A 14,265-nucleotide genomic window follows, 5' to 3' on the forward strand; every position below is an offset into this window, starting at 1 on the left:
CAACGCCTTCGCCATGGGCGGTACGAACGCAGTTCTGGCATTCAGGCAGGTGTAGAAGCCATGCAAGACGCCTCATTCGAGGTCACCTGTCGTATCTAGCTGCTTGAGGGGCGGGGCATTGTGATACAGGGAGGGCTGTGGGGTCCCTCCTTCTCGGCCTCGACGATGTGGGAGGAGCCTGTGCGGCGAAACGGGCTAGACGCCCCCAGGCCCAGAACTTGGGCGAAACCAACTCCCACCAAAGCACAGCCGCTTTAGTAGCCGAACAATGAAGCCTCGCTCGACGAGCCGCCGCCTCTACTGTCAGCGGCATCACGCGGTTGAAGCGAACAGCGCAGCGGCTACTGTTTCCCGCACAACTCGGACGGCAATTGGGACAAGTCCGCACATGTCGTCACGTAAGCTGAACGCCGCAGGTACAGCCAAATTGGGGGCGGGGCGTTTCTGCCGTTTTGATAGAATTCTATCAAACTGACAATTTTCCTTGCACGAATGCAAGGAGAGCTCGATTGACTCCCCTCCTTTCTTGTCAAGGATGGGTTTGCAGGCTGCGGTGCGGCAGAAGCCGGACAGAACGGCGACCGGTCGAGTAAAGGCCTGCGCAAACAAGCGCGCATATTGCGGGCGCCCGCACGGAGGAGAAGACGCTCGTCCTGGTGAAAGACAACGATGCTCAGGCGCCATTGCCATTTGCCGAGGGGGTCCGCGCGCCGGAAATTTCGAAGCAACAAAGGTGAGATCGAGAATGATGATGGCGAAATACAACACAGCTCACCGTCCAGTGCAGTTCTACCGGCGGGTGGCGGAGTGGGATGGGCTGCCAAATGGAACGTAAAAAGATCAGCAAGGAGATGCTTGGCGATAGTCAGGCGCTGCGCAAGCTGCGTGAGCACCTTGTCAAGGTGGCCAAGGCGAAGACTACGGTCCTGTTGCGAGGTGAATCCGGAACCGGCAAGGAGCTGGTTGCCAAAGCCATTCACGAGCTCTCGCCTCGCGCCAAGCAGCCCTTCATCAAGGTCAATTGCGCGGCGCTCACCGAGACGCTTCTGGAATCTGACTTGTTCGGTCATGAGAAGGGTGCCTTCACCGACGCGAGCAGTTTGCGCAAGGGGCGCTTTGAGGCTGCCGACAAAGGCACATTGTTTCTGGACGAGATTGGCGAAATATCAGGTTCGTTCCAGGCTAAGCTGCTGCGTGTCCTGCAGGAGCAGGAGTTTGAGCGCGTCGGCAGCAACCACACCATTAAAGTTGATGTTCGCGTGATTGCCGCAACGAACAGGGACTTGGAAACGGCAGTTCAACGCAAGGAGTTCCGGCAAGACCTCTATTATCGCATCAACGTCGTCACTTTACGCGTGCCGGCATTGCGCGAAAGGCGAGGTGATATTCCGCTCTTGGCCGCTCAGTTTCTCAAGAATTTCAATACTGAGAATGATCACACGCTGACCTTCGCTCCCGAAGCGATTGAGGTGCTAATGAACTGCGAATTTCCAGGTAACATCCGAGAGCTCGAAAACTGCGTTCAACGGACGGCAGTTCTGGCGACGGGTCCATCAATCCTCAGAACTGACTTTGCCTGTTACGCGGATCAGTGCTTGGCCGCGGCGCTGTGGAAGAACGGACAGCCGACGTCAGAGAAGTCGACTACGATCGAGCCTTCCGCCGCCTGTGCCGCCCCGCCCGTCGGCGACGGGCAAGCGCCGATAGGCCCTGCCACGACTCGTGGTAGGGTGCCCGATGCCGATACGGTCATTGCTGCCATGGAAAAGTGTGGCTGGGTGCAGGCAAAGGCGGCGCGCCTGCTCGGTTTGACCCCGCGCCAGATCGGCTACGTGCTGAGAAAACGCGGTATCGAGATCAAGCGTCTCTGAAACAACCCGCCGAGCAAGAGCTGGAGCAGGTCAAGCATTGGTGCTCTGGCGCCGAGCCCATCGGCCAGGCTTACGAAGTGGGTGTGAACAGCGCTGCCAAGATTCCGGCCGTGTGCTTTCTACCACCAGTCGTACTGGGGCTCTGCGACTGACAAACTAAAAAGGAGTAATCCTCTGGCGGGACCTGGTCGATACATTAGCTGATGGCTTACCGCTCGATATCACGCAATCTGAGATGGGCATGAAAGTGAGTTCGACCGCTGGACAGTTGCCGACTTCGTCAGGTATTGGCCCCTGCGACCGGTTGATCTCCGATATCCAAATTCTTGGAAGTTGGTCGAGACGAAACTGTCGCCCCGGCTCGTGACCGACCGCGCGCCCGGCAAGATCGAGTTACAAAGTTGCCGAGGCAGTTTGATGTGCGTTCCTGCATCACTGTACGGGACACGACCTGACGGGAGACTATGATGCGTAGCCAAAAAGAAAAGATGCTCGCAGGCGAGTTTTACAATGCGGCGGATCCGGAGATCCAAGCTGACCTGTTGGCAACCGGGGCTTGGCTCAAGCGGTACAATGATACGCTGGGGCAGACCACGGGGCATTGGCATGAGCTTTTGTCCGAGCGGCTGGGAGAGGTTGGGCGCGGAACGGTCATCCGTCCGCCCTTTTTTTGCGACTACGGATTCAATATCCGCATTGGAGCCAATGCCTACATCAACTTCAACTGCGTTATTCTTGACGTGGTAGAGGTCAAAATCGGGCAAGGAACGGCAATTGGGCCTGCTGTGCAGATTTATACCGCCGATCATCCACATGATGCCGAGCAGCGGCAGGCCGGCCTGCAGGTCGGGCGTCCTGTTCACATTGGCAGCCGTGTCTGGATCGGCGGTGGAGCAATCATTCTGCCTGGCGTCACGATTGGTGATAATGCAGTGGTAGGCGCTGGCTGCGTGGTCACACGAGATGTTCCCGCCGGGGCAAAGGTAGTGGGAATTCCTGCTCGCGTGGCCGACCCACATAAACAGGCATAATCAACCTCGTTGACCCTGGAGGTGCATGCGAACTGTCGAAACTGTGCCGAATTTTTGTCGAAGCCATTGAGCGCTGCATATGTTGTCGCGACTCGGGCGCTTCAGTTCTTTTGCCACGGGGGTCACAAGATCATGTGCGTAATGCCGCCGCAACGTGCTCACGTCCCGCAGCAGCGGACCCTTTCACATGGCCCAACGAATTCAGAGCCTACGTTGTGCTGCCACTAGCATTACTGCTCACGAATGTATTCCCAACTGAGTTTTCGCCCTTGGAGGCAAGCAGCGACTCACCAGCAATCGCCGGCCATTAATCCTGGCTAGCATCGACCCCGACGAGGCGAGCCGCGGCGTTGCGGATCGGCATGTCGATGACCGTGATTGCGCCTTCGGCAAGGAAACGACGTTCGTTTCTGGTCAGCGTAGCCGAATCGATCACCGCAAAATGTGGGCCAGTGGAGCGCTTCATCAGCTGTCTGGCATATGTGCGCAGCATCTGATCGTTGAAGCGGCAGCCCACGAAGAAAAAACCCCGGTTGACGCGCCGTTGCTTCACCGCGTCCGGGATCGGCGTCTGGATATCAATTTCGGTTAGGACTTCGACGTAATCGGAATCAGCCACGAGGAAGTTTGCCGCCGGCCTGACGCTGCCGTGCGGCGCATAGAGCACCGTCCTAGCCACTTGTTCGGCCTCGAGTTCTGTTCCTGACAAATCGTAAGTTCTCGTCCAGATGTTACCGATTCCGGTCGCGCGCGTCGTTCCTTGTATCTCGACAACGTCTGTTTGGCCGGCCTCTGCAAGGGCTGCTCGCATGGCGCCATCGTACCAGCTGTCGATGATGACAGACAGTTGAAGGGTTGCGAGCCAGGCGTGAAGAACGGTCGGCTCGGCGGGGGCTGCGAATATCTCCGCCATCCACGCTTGGAGAGTCCGACGATGTCGGCGCTGCTCGATAAACTGCGCGACCGACCACATATTGGTGCGAATCCTGGAAGGGGCAGGCGCCCGCTTGTTGAGGGCCGCGGCGACATCTTCAGGGGTGCAAGGTACAGGGGATTCCGGTGGGTTAAGCTGCAGAAGACCAGGACCGAGATAGGGGATCACTCGATCGGCCTTGAGAGCGCCGTTCAGCAGGTCAATCAGTTTTTTGGCAAAACTGCCCCGGACGACGACGAGATGGTCCCAGCTCAGCATCGTGTTCATACGCGTTTCCTCTCCGCCACTGAACCCACCGGCATCAGGCCCCGTCGGAAATCTTCATCGCCTCGACGGTGATCGGCAAACGCGTGTCGCGCGGAAGGTCGGGCAGCATGAGCCGCCAACCGTTCCTGAGCGTCACGGTCCCGCCCCATAAGTCAGCGTTCTCAATCTCGGTGATCGGCTCTTCGAGATCCTTCTTGGGGACATAAGCCGACAAGCCAGTAGCGGTCCTGCGAATCATTACTTTCATCCGGCTGTTCCCCCGTTGGAAATGCCTTCAGCTCCGCAGGGAACCTCGACTTTGTCGAGGCTAATGAGTTCGCGCGCTCGCATGCCGACGACCGTGCCACGATCGATCCATTCGACCGCATAGATGAAGAATTGCTGGAGAAAGGTTCCAATGTCGCGCACGTAGCCTTCGTCGCCCTTCCGCACGAGGTTTTCGCCGATCTCCTTGCCGGGATAGGTGCCGTCGTTTTTTATGTGGCGTATCGCACGGACCCGCTCACCCTGCATGAACCGTGGCGGTCTGCCGATTTCGACCTCCTGTTCGCGTCTGGACCACATGCTGTCCATTCCTTTCTCGAGGCTTTTGTTGTGGTCGCGGGTTGCAGGCGTCGTCGTGCGGCGAACCCGACCGTTTCGGTAGGAATCAAGCGGGAACGCAGGTTTTCGGTACCGGACAGACCGACACGCATTGCTGCGTATCGAAGGCCTCCTTGCATTCGGTGCACTTGTTTGGATCGATCACATAGGCGTCGCCCTTGAACTTGATCGCTTCCGAAGGACATTCGAACTCGCAGGCCCCGCATTGGGTACATTGGGATGCGATGATCTTTAAAGCCATTCTAACTCCTGGTTATCGGACGAGACGGCTCAGGCCGTCGCCGCTAGTGGTCTGATCCCAAACTCTGCCGCGTAAAGTGCGCTGACTGCGGTCTCGATGTAGTCATGGCCATAGGCGTCGGTTACGCGCAGTCCAACTCGCGAGAGTTGTTCCTTCGGGCGATTTCCGATCTTGGCGCATAGCACTATGTGTATGCCTTCGAGCGCTGCGATGACGCCCTCGAGGATGGCGTCTTCGCCCCCGCCTCCGAGGCAATACCGCTCGACCTTCCGATGCCCGACCAAGCTGATCCCTCTAGGCGAGACTTCATAAACCTGGAATTCCTTCGCGTGGCCGAAGTGTTCGTTGACCCGTCCACCTCCCTTAGTGGCCACCGCAACCAGAAGCGACTTTTCGGAGTCTGTTGCCTTGACCATACCGATGGCCTCGCTCCTCGCCGCCTCATGATCACGGCGCTCGTGTGCGACCACCTGCCGATAGGCCTGACGCTTGCCAGCATCGTAGGCGACATCGTCGGGAATACCGTCCAGCGTGAATTCCTGGCCACGATCTTCACCGAGCAGGCCGACAGCATCTGCCCGGCACTGCCGGCAGTGGCGCATCAACTTGGCGCCACCTTCAAGTCGATCCTGAAGAGCCATCATCTCCGTTGCCGTTGGGCCGCGCTGCCCGATGAGTCCGTAGTGGGTACCGTGCGCCGGGTCCGAAATCAGAGGCATCACGTTGTGCAGAAACGCGCCCCGCTCCCTGACCATTTTGTTCACCTCAAACAGGTGCTGGTCGTTCACTCCAGGAATCATCACCGAGTTGATTTTGGTGAGGATGCCGCGCGCGCTCAGCATCTCCAGGCCCAGCATCTGCCGCGCGTGCAAGATTCGAGCGGCTTCGATGCCGAAGTAGCGGCGATTTTCATAAAAGATCCATGGATAGATCTTCGCGCCGACTTCCGGGTCGACCATGTTGATGGTGATCGTCACGTGATCAACATTCATTTCGGCAAGCTCGGCGACATGGTCCGGCAGCACGAGCCCATTAGTGGAGACGCACAGCTTTATGTCGGGGATTTCCCTGATGACGCGGTCGAACGTTGCCTTCGTTTTCTCCCAATCGTAACAGGCATCCCCCGGCCCAGCGATGCCAAGAACCGAAAGCTGCGGAACTTTGTTGGCAACGGCGATGACCTTGCGTAGCGCTTGGTCGGGCGTCAACTTCTCAGACACAACACCAGGCCGGCTCTCGTTGGCGCAATCGTATTTGCGATTGCAATAGTTGCACTGGACATTGCAAGCCGGCGCGACCGCCACATGCATACGCGCGAAATAATGATGCGCTTCCTCCGAAAAGCAGGGGTGATCCTTGATCCTTTCCCAAATAGCCGGATCCTCTTCGCCCGGGCTGGTCGGCGACGAGCCGTAGGAAGACGATGCGCAGCCACCGGATTTCGCGGCTGCCAGAAGACCCTCGGATGTCGTGCTAGTCGGCCCCTCAATCGAAACTGTCGGTGAGGACATCAAACGGCTCCGTTGCTGGTAACGTCGCGGTTCAAGGTGCAAGAGCCATACCAACTGAAAAAAGCGGCTTCAGTTCACTATTCGGGTCGATATCGCATTGTGTCAGGCCGGCGCGACACAATTTTGTCCTGCTTGCGACAGTGCAAGTCCAAATCCGTTCAGAAGCACGAAGCACTCCTTGTCGCGCACAGGGCGCGCAAGACCACTGGCCTGACGATTGGCTCATCAGGCTCTTAGAAGTTCCTTCACCTCGATACTATGCCGGCGTATCGCCTAGCCGACTTGTCGCAGCTTGAGGCCGAGAATTCGAGCCGCATTAGCCTGAACCCAGCCGGCCTTCTCCATTGTGTCGATCAGCCGTCACGCTTCGTCCGCCGCGGTCCCAGCCCCCGTCCGGCCGTATCGTTAGAATCGCAAGTGGCCATCTCGTGTTCAGGCGGGCGCCGATGCGCCGAACCGGCATCGTGCTGGCCCGTGAGAGCTCGTCGATGACATTGCCACGTTCCGAAAGATTGGTTCCTTCCAGAGGAGAACGCCAAGCACGCAGTTCTCCGGCTCGCGGACGTTGCCGGGGAAATAGCATTGCGAGATCAGCTCAACTGCCGACGGCGCAAAGCCATGGTTCTCCATATTTCAAGGGTAAGCGCTGTGTCCTTCCAGGAGGACCCGCGATCTGTGGGCCTGCCGATTCTGAGGTGGATCGGAGATCGGCTTGTGTCTGAACTTGAACTTACGATTGACCCTGAGCGGCAGCCTCGGCGTTTTCGAGGGTGATCAACGGCGCTGTTGGTCGGCGGCATTGGTCGATGGACGACAAGGCACGGAGTCATCTCCGAGACCCTGGAGCCGACGCGGTGATCTCGGAGGTTGCCCGGCGCTACGGGCTGCGGCCGCGGCGGAACGCTCGCAAGCTTGCGACGTCGGCAGGACAGGCCACTCCCGCCTAGTGGTTTCGGTGGCGCCACCGGAACGACCCGTTGGGCCTACATCCTTGCACCAGAGCTCAAGGCCACGGCCTGAGAATCGGCCGCCGCTCCCCCTACTTGGTTCCTCAGCCGACAGCGCTAAGAAGGAGAGCAACTTCCGTCGGCGCGAGGATCATTGCGTCGTGGCCAGTGGCGAGTTCCTGCCACGCCCAGCCATCCTGCTTCGCGACCCATTCTCGCGCTCCCGCCATCGGCGGGTGGAGTGGATTAGTGCAGACGACATAGGTTCGGGGTCTGCCGTTGCCGAGCGGGTGCTCGAGCTTAAGTCCGCTTTCGTAGGTGCCTGCCGGATGCGGTGTTATCCGGCGCCGCACCCAGTCCGTGAGCGAGTGTCCCTCGGGAGTGCCGAATGCTGTTGGCGGCGGAGTCGGCATGAAGATACCCCGTCCTTCCTCCGCAACCAATTTTCGACGGGCGGCGACGATGTCGGGGGGCATGGTGCTGAATACACTTTGACCGCTCTCGACGATGGCGCCGTCGAGATAAACGAGATGGCTGATATGGTCGGGTATCCGGTCGGCGGCGCCGGTGATGCTGATGCCGCCTAGACTGTGACCGACAAGGATCACATCGCTCAGCTCTTCCGTTACAATGTGGTTGACGATGTCGGTCACGAATGTGTCGGGCGTGATGTCCTTGCACAGCAAACGTGCGCGTTCGCCGACACCTGTCTGGGTAGGCGTGGTCACGTGGCATCCCATCTTGCGAAGATTGGCGGCGACGTCCCGCCAACACCATCCGCCATGCCAGGCACCATGCACTAGCACATACGTCTTTATCATGGATTGTGCCGTTCCATTTGCTCACCGGCCGTTGTGGCTGCCATCCGGCACGATGGCCGGACATTGTCCAAAGGGGCTCGACCACGTTACCGGTGGTAAGTCCGGCACAGGCGCCCCGTGGCCTGAGGATACCCCTACCAAGTCGAGGAAACTTGAATTGCGAAACCCAATATTCACTAGCTCTTTGCAAGTGGATGGAGAGGCTCATGGTGTGCCGCAGTTGCTCGCTGCCGGCATGCTCTTGGCACCGGCTGATCATCCGAACTTGAACAGGACACCAAAGCCGCCGCGCGGATAGTTCCACTCGATGTCGCCGCCTTTCTCGCACAATATCCGGCAGGTGCCGCATTCCATGCAGCCGTCGGCGGTGATCTCGACTTGACCCTTGTCATTCAACTCATAGCATTTCGCCGGACAGACGTAGGTCAACGCAAGCAAGTTCGCGCTTGGCTTGTCGTGCGGTCGCACTATGATATGGGGGCGGCCGGAATCGACCAGATAGCGGTTCTGGTAAAGTTTGTCCTCGACACGAACCTTCGTCACTGCGATCGTCATCTTGTACCCTCTTCAGCGCCATGCCAATGCCAGGCGGACCGCGTCGCTGACCAACCCCCAGCGCGAGCGCGCGTTGATGAAGGCGGCCGTGGTGTTCTTTTCCTTCTCGATCTTCGGCGTGCCGTCGACACGCATGAAGGTCTGAGCGGCATGCGACATCAACCGCGGATAGCTGTCAAAAAAGTTGCTGGAATTGGTGTGGAGTAAGGCTGGCATGTCCTTGTATTTCTTAAGATCCTTGATCACAAAGGAGTCATCCAGCATCGTCTTGTAGAGCGCAAGGTTCGCTTTGGTCATAGGACCGTTGCGGCTTTTGACTTTGATGATCGCCTCAGCCGCGACACGACCCGAGGTCATGGCAAGGTTCGAACCCTCACGGTGAATGGCATTGTTCAGTTGCGCTGCGTCGCCGACGATGACCCAACCGTCGCCGAATAGCTGCGGAATGGCCCTGTAACCACCTTCGGGGATAAGATGGGCGGCATATTCTTTCACCTCCGAGCCAGCGATCAGCGGCCGGATCGAAGGATGGTTTTTCATCGCATCCAGGAGGGCGGACGGGCTCTCCATCGTCGCGGCGAAATCCGAGACCAGGCAGCCGATGCCGAGTGAAATCGACTCCTTATTGGTGTAAAGGAAGCCGAGCCCGGCCATGCTGCGAGAGATCGTGCCCACGGCCTCGATTACGCAGCCTTCATCGCCCTTCACCCCGAACCGCTGGCCAATGACCTCTTCGGGCAAGAAATGCATTTCCTTGACGGCAATCGCCACGGTCTCCGGCTTCGGCATCTCGCGCAGGCCTGCGCGAGTGCCAAGCAATCCCGACACCCCTTCTGCGAGAACGACCACATTCGCGAAGACCACTCCGCCAGCCCGGTCTGTGCGGACGCCGATCACCTTGCCATTGCCATCACGGACGAGTTCCGTCGCGGTCGTCTCACACAGGACCGTCGCGCCAGCCTCGCGCACCTTGCGGGAAAACCATTTGTCGAACTGGGCGCGGATGATCGTGTAGCGGTTGGGTTTCGCCTCATTGAAGTCGTCCGACCGGTAATGAATTCCGGTGTGAGACGTGTCGTCCATCACCCAAAGTCGCTGTTCGACCAGGTGCCGCTCGAGGGGCGCATCATCCCGGAAGTCCGGGATGATCTTCTCCAGCATGTTCGCGTACATTATGGCACCCTGGACGTTCTTAGAGCCCGGATATTCCCCGCGCTCCAACTGCAGGACCTTCAGCCCCTGGCTTGCCAAAGTGTAAGCAGCTGCGTTTCCAGACATGCCGGCTCCGACCACAATGGCATCGAATTGTTCAATCATGTCCTCTCCCTCAACTCGCAAGCTTGTCTCGACTGTGCGGCGACAGCCGCCGGGTGAAGGCTTCCGTCAGTGCGGGCAGGAAGCGGATTGCATCCGTGACGATCCCGAGGTGGGCGAACTCGAAAATCGGCGCGTTCGGATCGGTGTTGATCGCGACGATGAGATCGGCCCCCTCGACCCCAACTCGGTGCTGGATGGCGCCGGAAATTCCGGCCGCGATGTAAAGCTTCGGTCGAATGGTCTTGCCAGTTTGTCCAATCTGTCGATCAGCCGGCATCCAGCCCTTCTGGACCAAGGGGCGCGAACAGCCATGCTCGGCGCCGATCGCTCGGGCAAGATTCTTCACAAGCTGAAGGTTCTCCGCCGCTCCGAGACCGAGGCCTCCCGCAACCACGACATCCGCATAGGCAAGATTTGCCATTGCCGACTGGTTATCCGGTAGGAAGCCGAGGACTTTGGTGACGATATCGTCCTCAACGAGCGACAGCTTGTGCCGCATGACACGCCCGACCGGCTTATCCACCCGTTGCGGCATAGGCATGACCCTTGGTCGCACCGTCGCCATTTGCGGCCGGTAATTTAGTGTATAGATCGTACACAACAATGAGCCACCAAAAGTCGGACGGGTCGCGGCGAGTGAACCGTCGGAATCTACATCAAGTTCGGTGCAGTCGGCCGTGAGCCCCGTCTGCAGGGTCGTCGCTACCGAGCCTGCAAGATCCCTGCCCAGTGTGGTCGCGCCGAGAAGGAGGATTTCGGGTTTATGGGTATTGACCAGATCCGTGAGCGCCTTGGCGAACGGCTCGTTCCGGTAGTCGGCGAGCGGCGGCGCATCGACGATGTAGACAAGATCCGCCCCGTAAGCGAAGGCCTCGGCAACAGCGTCCTCGACCATCTCGCCCGGCGGTCCCAGCACGACGCCCGCGAGCTGGACTTCAAGCTTGTCGGCTAATTTGCGGCCTTCGCCCAGCAGTTCGAATGATACAGGATGCACATTGCCGCGTTCGAGCTCGAGGAAGACCCACACGTGCCGGTAGTCTTTGAAACGGTCGGGAAGTTCTTTCTTTACACCGGCACGGCCGGGGGCAATGCGAGGGGTAGTTTGGCTTGCGGTCGACATTTTCTGCTCCTGGCCGTCACGTGCCGCTGTTGAAGGCCAGCTCATGTTCCAGCGCCGGCCGGCGGGTTAAGATATCGGCGATGAGTTCATCGGCTATGTCCTGCAAGCCCCTTTCCGCGGTGTCGATCTGCGCCGCCCTTTCTGCCCGTGCGGTGGGGGCGAAAACACGCTTGACGACTGTAGGCGAGCCACGCAGACCGCACCGGGTGAGATCGTCAATGCCGGCGTCGGCTGCAGTCCACTTCACGACTTGGCTGCGCGCCGCGCACAGAGCCTGCTGGAGCGAGCCCCGGCGGATTTCGTTGGTGTCTTCCAGCATGGTAATGAGGCAAGGGAGTCTGCTCTTCAGCAACTGGGTGCCGCCTTCGGCGCGACGAGCGACTTCGATCTCTCGCGTATCGAGATCGATGGAGGCAATCTTCGCGACATAGGTAAGTTGCGATAAATCTAGGCGCTTGGCTATGCCCGGTCCGACCTGGGCGGTATCGCCGTCAATCGTCTGCTTGCCGGTGAAGACGATGTCCGGCCTGCCGAAAGTCTCCCCAATTTTTGCGATTGCTTGCGAAAGAGCAAAGGAAGTCGCCAGCGTATCGGATCCGGCAAAATAGCGGTCCGTCAAGAGAACTGCTCGGTCAGCACCGTAACCGAGCGCCTTTCGCAGCGAGTCCTCCGCCATGGGCGGACCCATTGTGAGCACAGTAACCTCGCCACCATGAACGTCGCGCAGTTTGAGCGCTTCTTCGAGGGCGAACAGGTCGTAAGGATTGATGATGGTCGGAACACCCTGACGCATGATCGTGTTCGTCACCGGGTGCACGCGGATCTGTGCCGAATCCGGCACCTGCTTGATGCAGACTACGATATGCATTGGCGGTTTCTCTAAGCTCCCAGTCCGGATTCGTGCTTGGCGGTTCACCTCATTGCCTGCATCGTTCATGCCAAGTCGTCTTCCTGCCTCTATTCCAGAAGGTGGCTTCGTTTGCTTCCGAGGAGGCGTCATGAGGACTGGATTTGTCGACTTCTCGACATTGTCGCGTCGCAGCCGTGTCGGGCTCATTACTTTCCGAACCGCTTCAGTGCAGAGTCGAGCGGGACGAAGGCGCGGCCAGGTGCGGGACATATGTTTGGATCGTGGTCCCTTAGCACCTTGAACACACGTTGCGTGAGCGGCGAGGAAGTCGCGAAATCTTCGTAGGCGCGTTCCAGCTTGGCGCGCACCCGCGCGGCGATTACCTGGTTAGGCAGACCGGAGAAATCTTCTTCGGCAAGGTATTGGCCCACGCGCTTCATGATATGGAGCCGCGAGACATTCATCACTTTCGGGTCGTAGGAGACGTCAAGGCAGGCGAAGAAGTCCTCCGCGGCCGACAGGCCCTTCAGTCGCGCTAGGATATCGGTGCGATCGATCGGGCGGCTATCAGCGGAGCAGTTCATTGTATTCTCCCGGCGCGAAATTGTGGTGTCGATGCATTGGTGACATTGCTGACGGCGTGCCGACCTCTGGCACGGCGGCTGGGCAAGAGACTTGGCGATCTCAAGCTTTTCTGAAGTGGTGAAGGCGACCCCGAGTTTAACTGCTCTCCTTGCGCAGGGTCGTCACGTTGAGGAAGACCTCACGGCTCGTCGGCTATTGTGCCGCTCGGACCCGGGCCGGAATGAAGCTGTTCTGCACCTCGCCCGCACAGTCCAGCACTGGGAACGGCCCGTAGCTTCTCGGTGATCGCAGGCAGGACCTCAAGCACGCGGTCTACGTCATCTTCGCCGTTGTCACGCGACAAGGAGAAGCGGACTGCCCCACATGCCGCGTTCATAGCGATCAGAACATGGCTCGGTTCCAGTGAGCCAGAGGCACAGGCGGACCCGGCGGAACAGGCGATTCCCAGCCGGCTCAGGACAATTGGAATTGCATCGCCTTCGATACCTTCGAATCCAATGTTTGCAGTGTTTGGCAATCGCTCTTGCGGATCGCCGTTGATGGATGTGTTTGGGATGCGCTGGATGATCCCGTTCTCAAGGCGGTCGCGCAACCATTTTATTCGTTTTGTCTCGTCCATGAATTTCAAGGCGAGTTCGGCCGCCATGCCCAGTCCGACTATGCCGGGTGTGTTTTCAGTGCCTGCACGCCGGTCGCGCTCTTGGTGCCCACCCTTGATCATGGAGGAGAAGCGCACGCCACGTCTTACATAAAGCGCGCCTATCCCCTTTGGACCATGCAGCTTGTGGGCGGAGAGCGACAGCATGTCGATCGCGGTCGATTTCAGCTCAATCGGAAGCCTTCCGACCGCCTGCACTGCATCAGTGTGGAAAAGCGCGCCGACTTCCCTGGCTAGATCGGCAAGCTTAACCACGGGAAAGATCGTACCGGTCTCATTGTTCGCCCACATTATCGAGACGATTGCCACTTGTGGGGTGAGGGCGGTTCTGTAGGCGTCCAGGTCGAGCCGGCCGTAGTGATCGACTGGGATAATGTGCACCTTGACGCCGCGCGTCTTCTCAAGGTGCGCGCACAACTTCAGAACGGCCGGATGTTCAACCGCGGAAGTCACTATTTCCGTTCGGTCGGGCATCACCTCCAGCGCCGAAAGGATGGCTGTACTGTCGCTTTCAGTCCCGCCCGAGGTGAAGATGATCTCGTCCTCGAATCCCGCGCCGATGAGGGCTTGCAACTGTTGCCTCGCCTTTCTCACGGCTTCAGCAACCGATGCGCCATAGGCGTGCATGGACGAATGATTGCCAAATTGCTCCGTAAAGAAAGGCAACATCGCTCCAACGACTGCAGGATCAACCCGCGTCGTTGCGTTGTTGTCGAGATAGACAGGGTTCATGGGAGTGATCCTTCAACTGCTGAAATGATTCAAGGGTAGTCGGGCCATTGAACCTCTGGCGCATATCGTATCTGGTAAGGTGGGCGGCCGGGGGAGCGATGGCTTGGCTGACCGGTCGCTGTCGACATTGCCCTTTGGTGGCGGCATCCGCCGGGAATTCAGCTGTTTCGGGCAATTTTGTTTGCTTGCCCACGGCAACGATCGATGATCGCGATTTGGTGC

General features: G+C 58.8%; 14 protein-coding genes and 2 pseudogenes. 2 read left to right on the forward strand and 14 right to left on the reverse strand.

Features of this window, described 5'->3' with window-relative positions; genetic code table 11:
* Positions 1-312: 312 nt before the first annotated feature.
* Positions 313-765: a hypothetical protein gene (locus tag P9217_RS29695; protein ID WP_127262932.1), complete on the reverse strand. Its 453-nt coding sequence runs from the start codon at positions 763-765 to the stop codon at positions 313-315.
* Positions 766-827: 62 nt separating this feature from the next.
* Here P9217_RS29695 and nifA point away from each other — a divergent pair.
* Both nifA and P9217_RS29705 read left to right on the forward strand, forming a co-directional pair.
* Positions 828-1,871 (forward strand): annotated as a pseudogene (nifA, locus tag P9217_RS29700) (nif-specific transcriptional activator NifA); the annotation flags it as partial.
* A gap of 464 nt (positions 1,872-2,335) precedes the next feature.
* The gene (locus P9217_RS29705) at positions 2,336-2,902 is read left to right on the forward strand and encodes a sugar O-acetyltransferase (RefSeq protein WP_024505228.1); all 567 of its coding nucleotides are present in this window, start codon (positions 2,336-2,338) and stop codon (positions 2,900-2,902) included.
* A 307-nt stretch (positions 2,903-3,209) separates the two neighbouring features.
* On the opposite strand, the gene P9217_RS29710 is transcribed toward P9217_RS29705, so the two are convergent.
* From P9217_RS29710 to nifS, 13 genes and pseudogenes are all read right to left on the reverse strand, one after another.
* Complete coding sequence (locus P9217_RS29710) at positions 3,210-4,103, reverse strand: SIR2 family protein (RefSeq protein ID WP_024505229.1); 894 nt, start codon at positions 4,101-4,103, stop codon at positions 3,210-3,212.
* A gap of 34 nt (positions 4,104-4,137) precedes the next feature.
* A complete protein-coding gene (gene nifT / locus P9217_RS29715) occupies positions 4,138-4,350 on the reverse strand; it encodes a putative nitrogen fixation protein NifT (RefSeq protein WP_024505230.1) in 213 nt (70 codons plus the stop codon).
* Positions 4,347-4,667: a nitrogen fixation protein NifZ gene (locus P9217_RS29720; protein ID WP_024505231.1), complete on the reverse strand. Its 321-nt coding sequence runs from the start codon at positions 4,665-4,667 to the stop codon at positions 4,347-4,349. The genes nifT and P9217_RS29720 overlap by 4 nt, the downstream gene beginning before the upstream one ends.
* A gap of 85 nt (positions 4,668-4,752) precedes the next feature.
* Positions 4,753-4,947, reverse strand: a complete 195-nt coding sequence (locus P9217_RS29725; protein ID WP_024505232.1) for a 4Fe-4S binding protein — start codon at positions 4,945-4,947, stop codon at positions 4,753-4,755.
* Between the two features lie 29 nt (positions 4,948-4,976).
* Complete coding sequence (gene nifB, locus P9217_RS29730) at positions 4,977-6,458, reverse strand: nitrogenase cofactor biosynthesis protein NifB (RefSeq protein WP_063169393.1); 1,482 nt, start codon at positions 6,456-6,458, stop codon at positions 4,977-4,979.
* 273 nt (positions 6,459-6,731) lie between these two features.
* Positions 6,732-6,818, reverse strand: a pseudogene (locus P9217_RS29735) (helix-turn-helix domain-containing protein); the annotation flags it as partial.
* A 691-nt stretch (positions 6,819-7,509) separates the two neighbouring features.
* Positions 7,510-8,226 (reverse strand): alpha/beta fold hydrolase, encoded by a 717-nt coding sequence (locus tag P9217_RS29740; protein ID WP_063169392.1) that lies wholly within the window; start codon positions 8,224-8,226, stop codon positions 7,510-7,512.
* A 255-nt stretch (positions 8,227-8,481) separates the two neighbouring features.
* Complete coding sequence (locus P9217_RS29745; RefSeq protein ID WP_024505235.1) at positions 8,482-8,781, reverse strand: ferredoxin family protein; 300 nt, start codon at positions 8,779-8,781, stop codon at positions 8,482-8,484.
* A 12-nt stretch (positions 8,782-8,793) separates the two neighbouring features.
* A complete protein-coding gene (locus P9217_RS29750) occupies positions 8,794-10,098 on the reverse strand; it encodes an FAD-binding protein (protein ID WP_063169391.1) in 1,305 nt (434 codons plus the stop codon).
* Between the two features lie 10 nt (positions 10,099-10,108).
* On the reverse strand, positions 10,109-11,218 hold the full coding sequence (locus P9217_RS29755) for an electron transfer flavoprotein subunit alpha/FixB family protein (protein ID WP_024505237.1): 1,110 nt from the start codon (positions 11,216-11,218) through the stop codon (positions 10,109-10,111).
* A 16-nt stretch (positions 11,219-11,234) separates the two neighbouring features.
* Positions 11,235-12,086, reverse strand: a complete 852-nt coding sequence (locus P9217_RS29760) for an electron transfer flavoprotein subunit beta/FixA family protein (RefSeq protein WP_063169390.1) — start codon at positions 12,084-12,086, stop codon at positions 11,235-11,237.
* Between the two features lie 188 nt (positions 12,087-12,274).
* Positions 12,275-12,652, reverse strand: a complete 378-nt coding sequence (gene nifW, locus P9217_RS29765; protein WP_063169389.1) for a nitrogenase stabilizing/protective protein NifW — start codon at positions 12,650-12,652, stop codon at positions 12,275-12,277.
* Positions 12,653-12,831: 179 nt separating this feature from the next.
* On the reverse strand, positions 12,832-14,043 hold the full coding sequence (nifS, locus tag P9217_RS29770; protein ID WP_063169388.1) for a cysteine desulfurase NifS: 1,212 nt from the start codon (positions 14,041-14,043) through the stop codon (positions 12,832-12,834).
* Positions 14,044-14,265: the final 222 nt, after the last annotated feature.

It is taken from the genome of Mesorhizobium sp. WSM4989 (genome assembly GCF_029625795.1).
Taxonomy (GTDB): domain Bacteria; phylum Pseudomonadota; class Alphaproteobacteria; order Rhizobiales; family Rhizobiaceae; genus Mesorhizobium.